The following is a 17,676-nucleotide window of genomic DNA, read 5'->3' as shown; positions in this document are numbered from 1 at the left end:
CGCAAGAAGGATGAAAAGATCGGCAGACGGGGGAATTTGCGGACGTTTGATACGCGGAAGCGGCGGAGGAGTATGAGCGCAAGGTGCAGTATTTTAGGCGGCATTGAGGGCGGAGGGACCGTCAGCCGCAGGTCTGCATGCTAAGCTACCAAGACGTCGCGGTGTCCTTGCTCGCGGGCCGTATATTCTATAGTTACCTACATCGTCCGATAATGTCTGCTATTCAGAGAAGTGTCGCTCTATCATCTCTAGCAGGCAGGCAGAGCTAACATAAGCTGCATAATCCTGAAATGAATCCTCCTTGTTCGAGTTCGCAAAATCAGAAACGCCCTTAACCACTAACACGTCGGCTCGTGGGCTTGGCATTTCGTTTGCCGTCGCGAAGACGCCGTACGCCTCCATCTCTACCGCCAAGACCTTTCTGTTGGCTTTGGCTAGTTCCTCGAAAAAACTATCATCTGCGCGTACCGCAGCGCCACTCGCCATCGGCCCAATCCGCAGTTTGAGAGCAGTCTTAGGAGGCGAGCCGGAATAGCTCCGCCTTAAGCTATCTAGAAACGATCCGTCATCTGCAACCATCTCAGCGACTCTGCGAAGGGTGGGCGACAACGGGATTTGGGTAGGATGAGGGGCGAAATCTGAGCCACCGTCCCCGTTTGAAAATTTTCCACTTCCATAATCCCATGAAGGATTCGCCACAATAACGTCACCCAGTTCTGTATCTCCCTCGCGGCCTGCACAAATTCCACACATCCCAATGACTCTAGGTCGGAAGTGCATTGCCATTTTGGCGGTCAATGATGATGCGGCTACCAGTCCCATATTGCCCGCTGAAGCAGCCACAATCGTTCGCAGGTTGCCCTTCCGATCCTGCCAAGTGCCCTTCCAGTATATCGTTGGGTCCAGTGGCTTCTCAGTCTTCTGCCAATCGTAATCGTGGCCAAGCACCGCACGAAGCTCTGGTTCCCGCAGCGCGCAAACGACGGCAAGGTCGACGCCATAATTAGCGCCTGCGGTCGTGGCGGCCTCTGACGACTGTATATATCGAATCCTAGACCTAATCATGTCTATCCAATCGCTCGAAGAGCGATCAAACTTAATAATAGTCCACAGGCCTCTATTAAAATCAATAGTAGAATTCTCCCTTGCGTCGTCAAAAGAAGTGAGTCCTATGATATATGTCGGATGGATGAACCCTGGACGGCCATTTATATCTCGAAGAAGGAGCTTGCCGCCATCGGCTTTTGGGTCATCGGTTTTTGTGTTCGGAATAACGAGGTCGAGTATTAGTAAGTCAAATTTGCTTCTTCTCAGCGCCTGAGCGGCGTCGTAAGCGTTGGTAACGTGCTCAATGTCTCGCTGATCGTGTACGCCGGCCTCAAGTAAAACCCTAGATACATCTCTAGCTTTGTCGTTATCGTCGTCAACAAGAAGTATTTTCATATTTTTTCGCTCAGTTTTCCAATAATTGTTGTCAGTTCTCCAGTCCATTCACTTTGCGATGCGTGATAATATATCGCACCTAGATAGACATCTTTGTATTTGTTGCGGAGCTCTGCATCCAGATCCGGCAAAAATGTCAAATTCGAAGTCTCCCCAAAACTTTCAAACTGGGTCAGAACCACTGCCTTCCCATGCAGTCCTGCGCGTGCCATTTGCCTCAAAAACTCTCTGCCGCCAAAAGCGTGCATCCTCGTAGATCCGGAGTTTGAAGTTTCATAGTTCGGCAACGTCATGTCTAGGATAACCAAATCAAAGGCCTTCTCTTTGAGCTTCCTTAACCCGGAAACTAGTGAGCCAGAGTGTTCGACGGCGACTTCCGGGTGCTTGGCGGCTAGGTAGTCCATCACCTGCCGGCGCTTGTTTTCATCATCTTCAACCACCAAGGTTCGCAAAGTTAGCTCCCTCACTTTTAGGTTCGATAATTCTGGCGCTGAATCGCAGAATAACAGCGAACCGACTGCTAGGAGCATCTATCGAGAATTCGATCGGGGTCGGATCTCTGGAGAATGACATCACCTTCGCTAGCTTTGGAAACCCGGTTCCCCCCTCTCTGCTCACGTCGCCAGCGTGGTCCGCAGAGTGCATCTTCTCCATCGCCGCTTCGATAGATGCCCGATGCACTTCGATGTCGTCGCAATCGCTTACAAATCTGACCTGGATACAGTCACCAACAAGATCAGCGTCGACGTCGACACGGGGAGAAATCATTCCGGAATGCTTCTCCACGTTCCCAAAAAGTATGAATAGAGCGTCGGTAAACACGACCAGCGCGTTACTGAGTTTTATATCAGTTCTATCTACTATTGAGACCCGAGGGTTAAACTCTGGATTCAGGCGGCGGACCATTTCCTTTCCAATCTCTACCAAGTCGGCGAAAGCGAACAACGAGTTTTCTATGGTCTGGGGAACATCGAACCATGTCGACATCTCAGTAATAGATTCATTCAAACCGGAGCGCGCACGAAGAAGGGCGTCATTAAGCATAGGAACCGGCGGACCATCCATTGCATCCACAGAATCTGAACGCAGTCGCTCGAAAAGCAGGCCAAATTGATCGCGAAGATCGGTGTCTATATAGGAACGAACCACGGCAAGCATTTGGCCAATGTGAATCCAGTAAATTTTCAAAAATTCGTCGAAAAATATATCGAACGAACTAAGGCTCGACGCTTCTGCTGAAAATACAACCATTACCTCGTTTCTCATGCGGTATTCGATGAGGCCATTCGGTTTCTCGGGTCGCTTTATTTGTACGTACTCGCTCGTAAACCGTTCGATAAGCTCATCATAATCCTTCGAAAAAGAAGCAAGCGTGTATGACACTGATGCTGCAGGATTCTCACCGATTTCCACTTTCAGCGCATCATACCAGTGAATGTTGGGGGCATATTCATCGTCATCACTGCCGACCATCGACAATAGATGCTGCTCTTGGGAGGGTCTTCGAAGCTGGCCAGAAATCGTTCCATGTCTAATGCGCAGACTTAAATAGCTATTTATACCATGCTTTGCATTTAGGGAGCATTCGCGGCAAAGTTGATAGAAAATCTCCGCAAATAAGGTCGCGGGCTCGTTGTCAGGTATCTGGTAAGCAACCGTGTTTGTCTCGCCCTTCGCAAGGCTATCAAGCAATTCGTCAGCATAGTCGGCGGAAACTGGTGACATTCCGGCATCTACTAATGCGCGAAAGCGCTCGAATTTATCTTTTATCGTCTTGTGCCCCCATTCGCGAATTTGCTCCTCATCCATGGAAATTTTACTTCTTTGGAGCGACGCGAGAGCCTTCCCAATTTCTTGCTGACGCAAAATGGCTGTTATCTTGTCTTCGTAGGCTGAAGCCGAGTCGGGGTGGGCCGTTCGAAGAAGTGTCAGTATCCTTATACGCTCATCTTCGAGTGCCTGCTGGTCGGCATAATTCAGCGACAAAGCAAGGACATCTCGAGAGCAGTAAAGGAATAAAAAGTCCCTTAGGGCCGCGTCCTTTCGCACGTCGTCAATCGGCATATCTGACGGCTGCGAGATGCCGATACATTCCAGGTAGTTCTCGATCGCGTAGACTACCGACGATCTGAACTCTCTATCTACATTTTCGGCCAACAGCCATAGCACCTCAGCTAGCGCAAGGGAGGGTTGCTCGCGTCCAACGACGCTATCGTTCAGGGCTGAGGCGAGCTGTTTGAGGGGTAGCCAGACGACGAGTTCTGAACTCTGTCTATAGATCGCCGAAGCCACCTCGACCGCCTCTGTTATCCGTTCAAGTGCCAGCAACGATAGGACTTCGCATTGGACGGTTTCCCGCGTCGCTGCCGAGAACCGGACACGGAGTATGGACGAGTATTCATACACGAGAGACAGATCCTTCGCATTTCGAGCGGACACCAATGCTGCCTCGTGTACGGCTATCGATCCGTGTCGAATTTTACTGGGAGAAGGCGGCGCGGAAGAAGCCGCATTATAGAATGCTGTAACCGGCCCTGCCTCGAAGCGACGCTGGATCGAGTCCAAAAAGGGTTGGGTCAATGGTTCCGGTAGATGTGGCGCGACAAATGGTTCAAATGCAGAGGTGGCGAGAAATCGAAGTACGTATGCGCTGTGCCTGTATTCAACTGATGCGGTATCCAAGGTTGCAAGGAGGCTCTTGCACCACAGGCCTATTTCGAAATTGGGATATAGGAGTGCATATCGGCTTAGCGCCGTATGGCCGTCAGTGAATGGCTGCCCCGGCTGAGAGATGTTTCGAATGGACTGATAAACGACCGGATCTAAGTTGGTTGGAATGTCGGATCCAAAATCGTTCCCCCTGAGGGCGAGTGCGGCCTCCAAGTCATTCAGTTCTTTTGGCCTGGCCCGCGTGCGATCCAAGGCATACTGATCTGCGGCGTAAGTTCTTGAAATTATGTCGTTCACTGAGCCTATATGGCCGAAAGCAAACGACAGTTTTTGAAATCGCCTGTCTTCGATAGACTGCATGAAAGGTAGCAAGGATCTGTAGTAAAACTCAGAGGATATTCGCATTTCAGCTGCGGCGGTTCTTGCGAGCTGGACGCAGCATTCATACTGATCCAATATGGAGTGAGTTGTGTGAGCGGCGATTAGATCGGCTTCGAATATGTCTTCGACGGAATCGTTAAATAAGTGATATCTTAGAAAGATCTTACTTTGCTCACTCATTTCGAATTGATTTACACGCGTTCGCATCTCATCTGCATAGAGTAATGGATTTTGATATTCCTCCGATCTCACTCCAAGCCAATAAGTAAAAAATCTGGGGGCAAGTGATGATGCGGGAATTTCTTTGGAGTTTATCCAGGATTTTTGAGCCTCAAGCCCATAGAGGGCGCGAGTGAGTGCAACTCGGAGTCCGAGCATCTCAATGGACCAGCAGATGGAGCTGTTTATACCGTCGACCAAGTCGATGGCATTCTTCAGGTCCCCATTGGTGAGATAAGTCTCAATTTGATTTCGCGATTTGACATAGCTCCTCAAAGTGTCGGTATTCTTCTCAAACATGCCGAGCGCCCATTCGAGCTCGCGCCCAAGGCTGGCAGGCTCTAGTGGTGGATAACTCGAAATATCTTTTACATGGCGTGGAAAATGACCCTTAAGTGTCAAAGACTGACGTGCGACGCGGGAGGACCATGTGGAGAACCCACGGACTTCAGAGATGGGAAGGCTGCTTCTTGCTGACGAAAATCCGGATGAGCTAAACTGAGATCCGCGAAGTTTGTTCTTAAATTTAAGGATTCTATTTGTGCGTCTTTTACGGCTTACTGGCATCAATTTCTCATTTTCGATTTTTCTCTAAGTGAATCTGATGGAAAATCCAAAGAGTCGACGTTATCGCAGTCGATCAGCATTGTTCACAGGCATGGTTCCCGGATCCAGAAGCTCGCAGCTATTTATCGGTATATTTCGACATCCGGGAGGTATATCATCGGTTATTTTGATTTCGCCTACAGGCCTTGTCTAGGCATCCCCACTTTTCAAAACAACCACCCGCCGAGAACATTACCCGGCATATAACGTCGCGCAAGTATTCGATGGAGTGTCACACACGATTATTTTCGAAAACCTGCACTGAAATATATCGCGACTCGTCGCTATGATTTCAAATAGCGTTGCTGTGGTGGGGGGAGAGCTCGCAAAGATTGGTGCCTTTGCAGGGCTTCTCTAACCATCGGGTGTGTTCGCCCCTCCAACGCGCCGCGCGGCGCCGGCGCGAGGCTGTCAGGCCTGCCGTTCCAACCCCTCTCCTATCCCCTCGCATTAACCATTCGTTAACCATTCCCTCGCTAGCGTTTACCTCTCAGTAAGGATTCGCCAGCCGTGACCTTTGCCGCCCCCCTCGAGGCCAAATCCATTCGCTTTCGCGCCCGCTCTTTCGTCGCTTTCACGCTGACGCCGGAGGCACCCTTGGCGGCCTGGCTGGAGGGGTTGGACCACTGGATCGGCAACTCGCCGGGCTATTTTGCCGGCCGCCCGGTGGTGCTTGATCTCAACACGCTGAAGCCCGACGTCGCCGCGATCGAATCGCTGGTCGACGTGCTTGGCCATCGCGGCATCCGCATCTACGCCATCGAGCTCGACGGCCACACCGCACTCGAGCCCAACCTGCCGCCGGTGCTGGTCGGCGCCAAGGAGGCGACGACGGATGGGTTGCTGCCCCGCGAGGCGCGGGCGGAGAGTTTCGACAGGGCCGAGGGCAGGGCGCCTGAAGCCGGCCCCGACAAGGGCGGCAAGGTTGACGCAAGCAAGGCGGGCGATAGCGAGCCGCAGGTTGCGCAGGAGGCTTCGGGCACGCTGATGATCAAAGCGCCGATCCGCTCGGGCCAGGCGGTCGTGCATCCGCATGGCGATGTCATCGTGCTCGGCTCGGTCGCGTCCGGTTCGGAGATCATCGCGGCGGGTTCGATCCATGTCTACGGCACGCTGCGCGGGCGCGCCTCGGCGGGTGCGCTGGGCAACAGGGGCGCGCGCATCTTCTGCCGCAAGAACGAGGCGGAGCTTCTGGCTGTCGACGGCTGGTACGTCACCGCCGAAGAGATGGAAGGGGTTTCGCGCGGCAAGCCGGTGCAGGCGTTTCTCGACGGCGACGCTTTGCGGGTTTCGACGCTGAGCTGACATTCGATACTGGGCGGCCGGGCCGCTCGACCAAGAAAACAACAACAACGGAGGCTATTCAATGGGCAAGGTAGTGGTGGTCACCTCGGGCAAGGGGGGCGTCGGCAAGACGACCTCGACGGCGGCCCTCGGGGCGGCCGTGGCCAAGACCGGCAAGAAGGTGGCCTTGGTTGACTTTGACGTCGGCCTGCGCAACCTCGACCTGATCATGGGCGCCGAGCGGCGGGTGGTGTTCGACCTCGTCAACGTCATCCAGGGCCAGGCGAAACTCTCGCAGGCGCTGATCCGCGACAAGCGGGTCGAGACGCTGTTCCTGCTGCCGGCCTCGCAGACGCGCGACAAGGATGCGCTGACCGAGGAGGGCGTCGGCGAAGTCATCGACAAGCTGCGCTCGGTGTTCGACTACGTGTTCTGCGACAGCCCGGCCGGCATCGAGCGCGGCGCGCAGCTCGCCATGCGCTTTGCCGACGAGGCGGTCATCGTCACCAACCCGGAAGTGTCGTCGGTGCGCGATTCCGATCGCATCATCGGCCTGCTCGATGCCCGAACCTTGCGCGCCGAGCAGGGCGAGCAGATCGCCAAGCATGTGCTGGTGACGCGCTACGACGCGGCGCGCGCCTCGCGTGGCGAAATGCTGTCGATCGACGACGTGCTGGAAATCCTGTCGGTGCCGCTGCTCGGCATCATTCCGGAAAGCCAGGATGTGCTGCGCGCCTCCAACCTCGGTTCGCCGGTGACGCTGTCGGAGCCGCTCAACACAGCTGCCAAGGCCTATATCGACGCCGCCAGGCGGCTGGAGGGCGAGGAATTGCCCGTCATCGTGCCCTTCGAGCGCAAGGGCTTCCTCGATCGTCTTTTGGGAAGGAGGGCGGCATGAACCTGCTCGACATCTTCAAGCGGCGCTCCAGCGCCCCGGTGGCGCGCGAGCGGCTGCAAGTGCTGCTCGCCTACGAGCGCCGCAACCGCAGCCAGCCCGACCTCGTCTCCATCCTGCGCGAGGAGATCATGGCCGTCATCGCCAAGCATGTGCAGATCGACCAGGACTATCTCCAGGTCTCGATGGACCGCGGCGAGACCATGTCGACGCTGGAAATCGACATCCAGATCCCCAACAAGAGCGCCGTGCCGCTGGCCATGGCGGGGTGAGGCGCCGCTGCTTTTTTCCTCGCCCCCGCAAAGCGGGGGAGAGGTGCCTTGCGTAGCGAGGCGGAGAGGGGGCAGCGCGACGCTGGCGGGTTCCTTCTGAATTCATTGAGGCCGAGCCATTCCCCCGCTCCGCCTCGGGCTTCGCCCGAGCCACCTCTCCCCCACTCCGTGGGGACGAGGAACCAGGCCGCGCGCGTCGCTCGCGCCATCCAAACCCCCAAAATGTCCCAAATTTACCTTTGTGCCGACGGGGCTTCCCCTGCGCGAGCAGCGGATGTAAAGATATATTAGCAATTTGTTAAGTTCGAAGCGAGGTATGCGTAAGGGGAGTTTGGTGATGAACTTCAGAGGCCTGATCAAGCGTGCTGAAGACGTGGATAAAGCGATCCAGGACCTGCAGATCGATTTGGCGGACGCGCTGGACGCCAGTCTCGACGCCGACGACCTGGCGCCGCCAGGGAGCGACGATGTGCCGGATGCCCAGGCGGCACCCGATGACGGGCCACCCCAGGCCGATGCGGCAAATGACGACAATGCCAGGAATGCAGACGCTGCGGGCGCTGCGGAGAGTTCCGAAACCGCGCCACGACTGACCGCCCATACACAGACCCGGCTGGCTGCCTTGAGCGCCTTCGAGGGTCTCTTCCATGACGCCAGGGACTATCTGGAGGAGATCAACGACAAGCTGTCGGAAATCGGCACCTCGCACCATTTGACGCGTGAATTCCTCAACATCCTGCACAGCGACATCCTGCGCGCCAACGAGCTGGAGGTTGCAAATGCCGCCCTGGCCGCCGAACAGAGGGCGCTGTCGGAGAAGCTGCACGATGCGACGAGAAAGTTGCGCGAGCGCGACGGCGCGTTCGAAGCGCTGCAGCAGCGCGAGACAAGCCTGGTTCAGGACCGGGAGACGCTTCGTGCGGCACTTGCCGCGGTGAGGCTGGAACTGGTGGAGACAGCCAATGCGAGCGCCAAGCGCGAAGCGGAGTTCGGCGACATCGCCAAGCGGCTGACCGCCAGGACGGTCGAGGCCAACAGGCGCTTGCGCGAAAGCAAGATGCTGCGCGAAAAGCACGTCAACCTGTCTCTCGAACTCGACAAGGCGCTGAAGCGGGAATCGCAGGCGCGCCATAGGCTCGACGAGCTCTCGACGATCCATGCCAGCGAAGCGGCGCGGCTGGCGGAGCTGCTGGCCGCGCTCGGCAAGAGCGAGAAAGAGGAGATACGGCTCCAGAAGTCGCTCGAGGCCGCACAGGTGAAACTATCGGAAACGGCCGAAGCCGCCCGCATGATGGAAGGCGACAAGGAAGCCGAGTTGGCTCGCAGCCAGGCGGAAATGCGTGGGTTGAGCTCGGAGATCCAGAACCTGCAATCGCGGCTGGAACAGGTGTCGACCGAAAACAGCGAAGCCGCCGGGGAAATCGCCAGGCTCAAGAGCGAGCTGAACGATGCCCTGGCCGAAAAGAAAATCGCCGATGAAAGATTGTCCGCACTGACCCAGGAGAACGAAAGCGACAAGATGAGTCTTTCCAGGGTGAACGCCAATCTTTCTCAGCTGACGCTGCAACAGGCGTCCGAACAGATACAGTTCGACGTGCAGAGTCAGGAGTGCGAGGACCTCAAAGCCGAAATCGCCTCGCTCAATGCCCGGATCAAGGAACTGCTGCCCTATGAGCGGCTCCACAAGGCCACCAATGGCAGGCCGCACGAGGACGGCGTGGTCGAGATAGCCGGGGCGATGACGAAGAAAGCACGGACGACGGGCAGGCGGCGCATCGGCAGGAATGTCGGCGCCGCTTCGTAAAACGTGTGGCGCTGAAGGGCTTCAGGGACCCGCTTCAGGTCTTTGTATGGTGCATGGGAGGCCGGCACCTCACCCGGAGAGTAAGCCCAATGGGGCACCGGCCAGGCGGATCGACAGGTCCGCCGCACAGACAAGGTAGCGCGCCTCGGTTCCGCACGGCATTGGTGCGATCACGGAAGGTGCCAGCGGCACTTCCCCGGGCTCCTGATTCGAACGCTTCGACGACCCGCCGGCTGGAGCCTGCAGACACGCCCGGGAAACGATCGCGGGCTGGCCCGGTGCCTTCTCAGTCGAGCGGTTCGTGCTGGTAGAGCTCGTCCATGCTGAGCGATGCCAGGGCGCCGAAAGGGGCCTGCTTTTTCACCCGGCCGCCGCTCAGGATCACCACGTCGTCGCAGAACGAGATGGTGCTGTGGTGATGGCTGATGACGATGGTCGTGCGGCGGCCGGCTCTCGACTTCAGGGTCTCGACGATGGCCGCTTCCGACAGCCCGTCCACCGCGTTGGTGGCTTCGTCCAGGATGAGGAGATCGGGATCGCGGACCAGGGCTCTCGCCAAGGCGATCCGCTGCCTCTGTCCCGCCGACAGATTGACGCCCCTGTAGCCAACCAGCGTCTCATAGCCCTGAGGCAGCCTTTCGATGAATTCATGCGCTTCGGCCAGTCTTGCGGCAGCTTCGGCGTCGCCGGCTGTCGCCGCGTCCTGCCCGTAGGTTATGTTTTCAAAAATGCTGCCGTCCACCAGCTCCAGTTCCTGGCTGGCCAGGGCGATGTGGCGGCGCCACTGGCCGGCGTCGATCCGGTCGAGCGGCGATCCATCGACGAGGATGCTGCCGGTGTCCGGTTCGACGAAGCGGCACAGGAGATTGACGATGGTCGTCTTGCCGGCGCCCGAGCGGCCGATCAGCGCCGTCGAGCGGCCACCGCGGATTTCGAATGTCGCCGCATGCAGCACCACTTCACGCCGGTCTGTACCGGAATAGGTGAACGTCACATCGTCGAACTTGATGCCTTGGCGCAGGCCGTGGAATGGTTCGTCGCCTTGCGGCGGTTGCGGCTTGCCGGTGGGATCCAGCAGCCATGTCACCTCTTCGAGCGATCCACTCAGGCCCTGCAACTGGCTCCACGATCCTTGCAGGGCCCGCATATGCGGCTGCAGCCTGTAGAGCAGGATGACGAAGGCGATGATCAGCGGGAAACTCACCTGCGCCAGCCAGGCGCCGATCACCACCGCCAGGAACAGCATGGCGTGGAGAACCTCCGTCAGCGGCGGCAGCGCTCCCTGGCGCACGAGCAGGGCGAAGGAAGCGCGGCGAACCGCATCTGACGCCGTGTCGAATATCGCCTTCTCCCGGTTCTCCTGTCCGAAGATGCGGATCAGCCGTCCGGCATGCACAAGGTGGAGCATCTGCGAGGCGAGGTGGCCGTTGCGCGAAGCGACGCTGCGGCTGGGCTCCTTCAGATTGGCCGAGAGGATGGCGTGCGCGATCTGGACGAGCGCCAGTCCAAGCGTGACCAAAAGCGTCATGCGCCACGAAAGCAGCAGCAGGAAAGCCAAGAGGATAATGGCGGCCGATGCGCTGACGATGGCCGACAGCATGATCTGGATCGCATCGGAGGCCCGCCAGGATTCGTTGGAGATGATGTTGAGCAGGCGTCCGGGGCTCTGCCGCAGGAAGAACGGGTAGCCGACCCGCAACAGCTGCTCCGACAAGGCGCTGCGGATCGAGTGACTTGCCTTGCCGGAGATGAAGGTCGTCAGCAGCGTGTTGGCGAAGGCGAAGACGTTCTTCAGGACGATCGAGCCGAGGATGGCGACCGAAATGACGACCAGCCGGTCGCGCTCGCTCAAGCCCGATCCGACGTGCTGGAGGACGGCGGAGAAGCCTGCCATTCCGGCCGCATCCCCGTGTCCCATGATGATGCCCAGCAACGGGATGATCAGGCCGATGCCGAACCCTTCGAGGACGGCGCTGACCAGGCCGAGAACCACCACCGCCGGCAGCAGGCGCAGTTGCCGCTTTCCGAACGCCCGGAACAGCATCGGCAGGTTTGGCGGCAGCATTGGCATTATTGCGTTTCACCTCGCCTGGGCATTGGCTTGCTGATCTTGCCGCACCGGCTCGGTCCGCGGCCGTCTGGCCAGTAGGAGAACAGCGAACCTGGCCGCGCCGAGCAAATTCATGGCGACGATCGGCCAGTGCGGCAGGTTGAGTTCACGATCGAAGGCGGGTCCTCCCGCCAATTCCCTGATAGCCCCTCTTGCGGCCCAATAGAAATGGCGAAGCAGCCAGGGCGCGTGGCGAACATGCTTCAGGCAGAGCCCGCCATTGCCCAGGCTGTAGTCGCGGTGCAGCTTCTCGATGGCTTTGCGATCCCGCCGGCCGTGATGATGGAATATCGTCATGTCAGGCACATACTCGACCGCGATGCCGAGCAGCATGGCGCGCACGAGGTAATCGGTATCCTCGGCCGACCGCAATGGTCCGCCGGCGCCGAAACGTTCGTCGAAATAGCCGATGCGGGCCGCGACATCGCGGTGCATCGTCATGTTGCAGCCCAGCACGAAACCGCCGGGATGAACATCCGGCGTCAGCCGCTCGCGCGCCCACGACCGCTTGATGGTGAACGGCAAATCCCTGGCATCGCCAAGCTCGACACGGCCGCCCCGGATGAGCCATTGTTCCCCGGACGCATAGTGTCGCTCCAGATCGCGCAAATAGTCGCGATGGACCGCGCAATCATCGTCGACGAAGACCAGCACACGGCCGCGCGCGCGCCTCAGCCCGGCGTTGCGCGCAGCCGCCAGCCCGCCGCGCGGCTCGCAAACGGGCGTGAACGGAATGTCCGACGCAGCGGCGATGCTGGCCAGGCGTTCGGCCGTGCGGTCGCTCGAACCGTTGTCGACAACCACGAGTTCGGCGGCGAATCCGGCATGTGCGCGGCACGCGGCTTGCACCGACTTGATGCAGGCATCGAGCACGGCGACGCGGTTGCGCGTGCAGATGATGAAGCTGACTTCCGGCGTCGACCGGTCGCGGTCGCGACCGATCGGCGCAGGATCGGGCGCCACCGAATGGCGCTGCAGAGGTTGGTTGGCTTTGACGATCATCCCTCAGCCCGCCTGATAAGGTGCCAGAACAGCCGCGGCGGGCGCGGATTTGAAGAAATATGCCATCGCATCGGCTTGCCTGGCGGCCGACAGCGAGGCGAGGCTGAGCCAGGGCGCCCAGGCGCCGGGCCGCAGCGCATATTGTTCGCGGCGCCGGATGACGTTCCATTTCGCGGTCCGGGTCAGCAATTCATGCGTCAGCGCGGGCTGCTTTTCGTCGGCCACGAGCTGGTAGAGGAAATAGAACAGGTTAAGCGCGCCGGCCTCGAAGCTCGGCCGCGTCGCCGCCGGCAGAGAGCGGATTTCCTCCTCCAGCGCGACGATGAAGCTGGCCGCGCGGGCGACGGTGTCGTGGCTGACTGCATCGCCAATGTCGCGCAGGTCCCGCGTGGCCTGCGCCAGGCCCTCGCGCTCGAGGTTCTCAGCCACGATCCGCAAATGCGTCCTGCGCATCTCCTTGACGTGCCGGCTGGTCACGCTTGCCTCGTGGACGCGGTAGACGACCAGGTTTTCGGGCATCAAGGCTGCCGGGTAACGGCCGGCCAGCCGCCGGAAAAGATCGAAGTCCTCGGCGTGCCTGTAGGTCTGGTCGTAGTGGAGAACGCCGTCGTCGACGACCTTCCTGTTGTAGACGACCGTCGGGTGCATGAAGATCGTGAAGAACATCGCCAATACAGGGATGCGGCCGAACTGGAACACCGGATCGGGCCTGCCGATGGCGATGCGGCCGCGGATCAACATGTCGACGCCGGCGCCGCAAAAGCCCAGTTCGGGCCGCCGCTCGAACAGCGCCACCTGGCGCGACAAACGCCAGGGATAGGCGACGTCGTCGGCGTCCATCCGCGCGACGAGTTCGCCCCGGGCGACCGCCAGCCCTTCGTTGAGCGTCGCGACAAGGCCGCGGTTTTCGCGCGAGATGATCGAAATGCGGCTGTCGGCCTTTTGGCATCGCTCGAGTATCTCGAGCGAATTGTCGGTCGAGCCGTCATCGATCGCGATGATCTCCAGGCGGCCGTAATCCTGCCGCAGGATGCTTCCCAGCGCGGCGGCGAGATAGGGACCGGCATTGTAGGCCGGCAACAGGACGGAGACGAGCGGCGCGGCGGTCATCGTCTTGCATCCGTGCGCTGGAGTTCGAGCGCCGGTGTGCGGCCATCGGGCGATCCGCCGGCCGCCGTCGCGAGCCAGCCGCCATGGCTGCCCTGTGCGGAGCGGGTGCGCGCGACATAAGGGAAGTGGCGCTTCAGGCTGTTGAGCGGCCTTTCGAAAACCACCCAGGAAATCCAAGCCGCGACAATCGTGGCGACGCCCGCGACCAGGAATCGCCCTGGCCCTTGCTCGGAGACGTTGAGCGGAATCCAGGGTTGCGCCTTGACGGCAAGCGACAGCAATATCGGATGGTAGAGATAGACGCCGTAGCTGATGCGGCCGAGGCCAAGCAGCGGCGGCAGTTCGGCAAGCTTGCCCAGAGTGCCGCCAAGGCCGCGCGAACAGGCGGCGACGATGGCCATCAGCGGCACCAGGGGCAGGACTTGCCGCAGCAGCCAGTGGGTCCATTCCAGTATCGGATCGGCCGGCGCCGGCACAAACCATTCGATGACAAGGAATGCTGCCGCGAAGGCAGGCCAGCCCAGCCGCATCCATTGCGGCAGGGCCGCACCCCTGGACCGCCAGCAGGCAAGCAGCGCGCCCGTCGCCAGCGCATCCATGGATGCCGGCGGCAGCAGGTCGCGCGCCAGCGCCGGCGTGGCGGTGATCGGCCAATAGAAGCGATAGGCCAGCGACAGCGCGATAACGCCGATGCAAATCTGTTCGAAGCGGCGGCGCGGGGCCAGCAGGACGACCAGCGGCCAGGCAAGATAGAACTGCTCCTCGATGCTCAGGCTCCAGAAATGGCACAGCACCCAAGGGTTCCAGTCATTGCGCAGCGCATACCAGAAATTCGACAGGTAAAGCGCATGCCAGACCAGCGATCCCCTGGATTGGTCCAGGTCGACCAGCCATACGAAACCCAGGACGGCAAAATAGGGCGGAAATATCCGCAAGCCTCGCCTGATATAGAAGGATCGCAGCGCGGGGCCGGTCTCGAATTCGGCGGCCGAACGCGCTTCCAGGAGCAGGCGCGTGATGAGGAAGCCGCTCAGCACAAAAAACAGCCGCACGCCGATATGGCCCCAGAATGAAGATCCTCCAGCGGCGAAGAAATGGGAATACAACACCATCGTCACGGCGATGGCTCTCAACGCATCAAGTTGGATGTCGCGGGCGCTTCCCATCAGCGGCTTCCTGTCGTTCCGGAAAGCAGGCCAAGGCGGACGAGAGCCGCCAGGACGCCGCCACCGTCAAACCTGCGCTTTGCGCGTCCAATCGCGGCGAGGCCGATCGGGCCGGGCTCGAAATCGACGGACTGACAGCACAGGTTGGTCAACGTGCCGGAATCCTCCACAGCGTATGTCCAGTCGCAAACGAACCCCCGAAGGAATGGTTCGGCCACCGCATTGTGCGGCGCAACACAAAAAATCTACCGGGCTGAAATCTTATTTGAGCAATCGCTAAAGATTCCCACTTGGACCGGTTGGGGAGACGTCGTGGGCTGAGGCAATAAGATAGGCCTAATCATTTGTGAAACCACACGAAATCCCGGAGTGTGTATTTGTACGGGTTGCCATGGCTGCAGAAAATGGGTTGGAATCATTCGCCTTGCGCGATGCAGCATCGTCGCCGCCTTTTCTTGCGCCGCAGGGCTCGCTGTTTCTGAGGCAGGCATTCCGTCCAACGGGAACTCGCACGTAACGCCCCTCACACTGCCTCGAACACCACCCTCTGTTCCAGCCCGCCGCCCCGGCGGTTTTCCAGCGTTACTGTCCCTCCGTAGCGCTCGATGATTTCCTTGGCGATGGCGAGGCCAAGACCGGCTCCGGGGATGGATTGCAGGCGGCCGGGGTCGACGCGGAAGAAGGGCTCGAACGCCTTGTTCAGGAGTTCCGGGGGAATGCCCGGGCCATGGTCAGATATGGTCAGCACGGCGCGATTGTCGGCTGGGGCCAGGTCGATGCGGCACGCCTTGCCATGGGTGGCGGCGTTGACGATCAGGTTGCGCAAGGCGCGACGCAGGCCGAGCGCTCCGGCCCGCACGCAAACCCTGTCCAGGTGCCCGATAGAGACGGCATGGCCGAGCGACACCATCTCGGCTTCGATATCGCGCACCGTCTTTGCCAGGTCGACCGCTTCGACGGCGTCCTGGTTCACCTCTTCGCGCACCAGGCGGATGGCGCTGTCGGCGATGCGGTCGAGTTCGTCGAGGTCGTGAAGCCATTTGTCGCGTTCGTCGTCGAGGAATTCGGCGCGCAGCCGCATGCGCGTCATCGGCGTGCGCAGATCATGGCCGGCGGCGGCGACCAGCCGCATTCGGCTTTCCATGGCGGTCCTGAGCCGCGATGAGAGCTGGTTCAGCGCATGCGCGGTGGCCTTGACCTCGGCCGAGCCCACTTCCGGCACCGCCGCCAGCACGCCGTCCGATCCGATCTTGGAGACGGCGGCCTCCAGCATCTCGAGCGGGCGGATCAGCACCGAGGTGAAATAGACGGAGACGGCGGTGGCGCCGGCGACGATCAGCGAGATCCAGCCGGCCAGAACCAGCCATTCGCGCCTTGGCGGATTGATGTGGGGAACCTCCATGATCGCCCAGCGATGGTCGGGCAGGCGCACCGATGCAAGCTGGCCGGGTTCATTCGCCTTGTCGCTGACCATGGCCAGGACGTCGAAGCCCCGGCGGCGCAAGACGTCGTTGAGCATCGCGGTTTCAGGGCGAGCGACCTTGCCGCCGGCCGGGTGGTCGGTGAGTTGCACCTGCAGGACGTCCGGGATTGGGCCGGGTAAGAGCCGCATCACCAGTTCCATCTGCTGGGCGACCCAGGGCACGGTCAGTTCCGGGGGTGGCCCGCCACCGCGCACGCTGATGACGGCTGCCGTCGCCAGGCCGACGACGCCGACGATCGAGGCGACCAGCAGCAGGATGAGGCGCCGGCGCAGCGAATTCACGCGTGGCTCTCCACAGTCTCGACGCGCGCGGTGAGCTGGTAGCCGCCATTGCGCACGGTCTTGAACAACGGCCCGTCGCCGGTGTCGGAAAATTTGCGGCGCAGCCGGCTCACCAGCACATCGACCGAACGCTCCAGCGGGTCACGCTCGCGGCCTTGCGTCAGGTCGAGAAGCTGGTCGCGCGACAGAAGCCGGCCGGGGCGGTCGAGAAACACCTGCAGCAGGTCGAATTCGGCGCCGGTGAGGTCGACGGCCACGCCTTGTGCATCTGTCACCTTGCGGGTGTCCGGCTCCAGCCTGTAACTGGCGAAGCGGTAGATGCGGGCGCGCGGCGCCGCAGGCGTCTCCTCGGGCGTCGAACGCCTGAGCACGGCGCGGATGCGGGCAATGAGCTCACGCGGGTTGAACGGCTTGCCGAGATAGTCGTCGGCGCCGAGTTCCAGGCCGATGATGCGGTCGACATCTTCTTTCAGTGCCGTCAGCAGGATGACCGGGATATGCGGCTTGCGGTCGCGCAAGGCCCGGCAGATATCGAGCCCCGAGCCGTCCGGCAGCATGACGTCGAGCACGATCAGGTCGAATTGGCCCGAGCCAAGCCGTTGCTCGCATTCGCGCCGGTCCGCCGCCGCCGTGACGCGAAAGCCCTGGCTGTCAAGGTAACGCTGGAGAAGCGTCCTGATCTCGCGGTCGTCGTCGACGACGAGGATATGGGGTTGTGACTGCATGACCGTGCCGTTGCCGATGATTGTAGAGGCCTATGATTATAGAGGCCCGTGATTGCGGGGGGCCGTGATTACAGGGGGCCGTGATTACAGGGGCTTGCCGCGATTATAGGGAGAGCCGGGCCCAAGCGGCATGGAAAATTGCAACCGAACGTTTCCGGCGGGTCATGGGAAACATTCGGAAACAAATTGCCCTTTTGCGGAAACCTTCGGCAACACGCCGACGC

At 60.0% G+C, this 17,676-nt stretch carries 13 protein-coding genes; 4 read left to right on the top strand and 9 right to left on the bottom strand.

What is annotated here, in order from left to right:
- Positions 1-219: 219 nt before the first annotated feature.
- From LB558_RS22975 to LB558_RS22965, 3 genes are read right to left on the bottom strand one after another with little or no spacing between them, the layout of a single operon-like run.
- Positions 220-1,443, bottom strand: coding sequence for a hypothetical protein (locus LB558_RS22975; RefSeq protein WP_224699626.1), 1,224 nt, complete (start codon positions 1,441-1,443; stop codon positions 220-222).
- Positions 1,440-1,895: a response regulator gene (locus tag LB558_RS22970; protein ID WP_224699625.1), complete on the bottom strand. Its 456-nt coding sequence runs from the start codon at positions 1,893-1,895 to the stop codon at positions 1,440-1,442. The genes LB558_RS22975 and LB558_RS22970 overlap by 4 nt, the downstream gene beginning before the upstream one ends.
- On the bottom strand, positions 1,876-5,013 hold the full coding sequence (locus tag LB558_RS22965) for a hypothetical protein (RefSeq protein ID WP_224699624.1): 3,138 nt from the start codon (positions 5,011-5,013) through the stop codon (positions 1,876-1,878). Before LB558_RS22965 ends, LB558_RS22970 begins: the two co-directional genes overlap by 20 nt.
- Positions 5,014-5,829: 816 nt before the next feature.
- Here LB558_RS22965 and minC point away from each other — a divergent pair.
- The 4 genes from minC to LB558_RS22945 all read left to right on the top strand — a co-directional run bounded on the left by minC (position 5,830) and on the right by LB558_RS22945 (position 9,574).
- On the top strand, positions 5,830-6,624 hold the full coding sequence (gene minC, locus LB558_RS22960) for a septum site-determining protein MinC (protein ID WP_224699623.1): 795 nt from the start codon (positions 5,830-5,832) through the stop codon (positions 6,622-6,624).
- 61 nt (positions 6,625-6,685) lie between these two features.
- A complete protein-coding gene (gene minD / locus LB558_RS22955) occupies positions 6,686-7,501 on the top strand; it encodes a septum site-determining protein MinD (protein WP_024501687.1) in 816 nt (271 codons plus the stop codon).
- On the top strand, positions 7,498-7,770 hold the full coding sequence (minE, locus tag LB558_RS22950; protein ID WP_024501686.1) for a cell division topological specificity factor MinE: 273 nt from the start codon (positions 7,498-7,500) through the stop codon (positions 7,768-7,770). Before minD ends, minE begins: the two co-directional genes overlap by 4 nt.
- Before the next feature lie 337 nt (positions 7,771-8,107).
- Positions 8,108-9,574, top strand: a complete 1,467-nt coding sequence (locus tag LB558_RS22945) for a hypothetical protein (protein ID WP_224699622.1) — start codon at positions 8,108-8,110, stop codon at positions 9,572-9,574.
- 286 nt (positions 9,575-9,860) lie between these two features.
- Here the strand turns inward: LB558_RS22945 and LB558_RS22940 are convergent, their stop codons facing one another.
- The 6 genes from LB558_RS22940 to LB558_RS22915 all read right to left on the bottom strand — a co-directional run bounded on the left by LB558_RS22940 (position 9,861) and on the right by LB558_RS22915 (position 17,452).
- The gene (locus LB558_RS22940) at positions 9,861-11,645 is read right to left on the bottom strand and encodes an ABC transporter ATP-binding protein (protein WP_224699621.1); all 1,785 of its coding nucleotides are present in this window, start codon (positions 11,643-11,645) and stop codon (positions 9,861-9,863) included.
- A gap of 9 nt (positions 11,646-11,654) precedes the next feature.
- Complete coding sequence (locus LB558_RS22935; protein WP_224699620.1) at positions 11,655-12,686, bottom strand: glycosyltransferase family 2 protein; 1,032 nt, start codon at positions 12,684-12,686, stop codon at positions 11,655-11,657.
- Positions 12,687-12,689: 3 nt separating this feature from the next.
- On the bottom strand, positions 12,690-13,796 hold the full coding sequence (locus tag LB558_RS22930) for a glycosyltransferase family 2 protein (protein WP_224699619.1): 1,107 nt from the start codon (positions 13,794-13,796) through the stop codon (positions 12,690-12,692).
- Positions 13,793-14,962, bottom strand: coding sequence for an acyltransferase family protein (locus LB558_RS22925; protein WP_224699618.1), 1,170 nt, complete (start codon positions 14,960-14,962; stop codon positions 13,793-13,795). The genes LB558_RS22930 and LB558_RS22925 overlap by 4 nt, the downstream gene beginning before the upstream one ends.
- A 523-nt stretch (positions 14,963-15,485) precedes the next feature.
- Complete coding sequence (locus LB558_RS22920) at positions 15,486-16,727, bottom strand: ATP-binding protein (RefSeq protein ID WP_224699617.1); 1,242 nt, start codon at positions 16,725-16,727, stop codon at positions 15,486-15,488.
- Positions 16,724-17,452: a response regulator gene (locus LB558_RS22915; RefSeq protein WP_224699616.1), complete on the bottom strand. Its 729-nt coding sequence runs from the start codon at positions 17,450-17,452 to the stop codon at positions 16,724-16,726. The genes LB558_RS22920 and LB558_RS22915 overlap by 4 nt, the downstream gene beginning before the upstream one ends.
- Positions 17,453-17,676 lie beyond the last annotated feature (224 nt).

The organism is Mesorhizobium sp. CO1-1-8 (assembly GCF_020164875.1).
Classification (GTDB): domain Bacteria; phylum Pseudomonadota; class Alphaproteobacteria; order Rhizobiales; family Rhizobiaceae; genus Mesorhizobium.
This window is presented reverse-complemented; position numbering and strand designations above follow the sequence as displayed.

Bases quoted from the DNA above. Each gene is read 5' to 3' on its own strand.
- LB558_RS22975 (WP_224699626.1), bottom strand. From the start codon at position 1,443: ATGAAAATACTTCTTGTTGACGACGATAACGACAAAGCTAGAGATGTA.
- LB558_RS22965 (WP_224699624.1), bottom strand. From the start codon at position 5,013: ATGTTTGAGAAGAATACCGACACTTTGAGGAGCTATGTCAAATCGCGA.
- minD (WP_024501687.1), top strand. From the start codon at position 6,686: ATGGGCAAGGTAGTGGTGGTCACCTCGGGCAAGGGGGGCGTCGGCAAG.
- minE (WP_024501686.1), top strand. From the start codon at position 7,498: ATGAACCTGCTCGACATCTTCAAGCGGCGCTCCAGCGCCCCGGTGGCG.
- LB558_RS22945 (WP_224699622.1), top strand. From the start codon at position 8,108: ATGAACTTCAGAGGCCTGATCAAGCGTGCTGAAGACGTGGATAAAGCG.
- LB558_RS22940 (WP_224699621.1), bottom strand. From the start codon at position 11,645: ATGCCAATGCTGCCGCCAAACCTGCCGATGCTGTTCCGGGCGTTCGGA.
- LB558_RS22935 (WP_224699620.1), bottom strand. From the start codon at position 12,686: ATGATCGTCAAAGCCAACCAACCTCTGCAGCGCCATTCGGTGGCGCCC.
- LB558_RS22930 (WP_224699619.1), bottom strand. From the start codon at position 13,796: ATGACCGCCGCGCCGCTCGTCTCCGTCCTGTTGCCGGCCTACAATGCC.
- LB558_RS22925 (WP_224699618.1), bottom strand. From the start codon at position 14,962: ATGGGAAGCGCCCGCGACATCCAACTTGATGCGTTGAGAGCCATCGCC.
- LB558_RS22915 (WP_224699616.1), bottom strand. From the start codon at position 17,452: ATGCAGTCACAACCCCATATCCTCGTCGTCGACGACGACCGCGAGATC.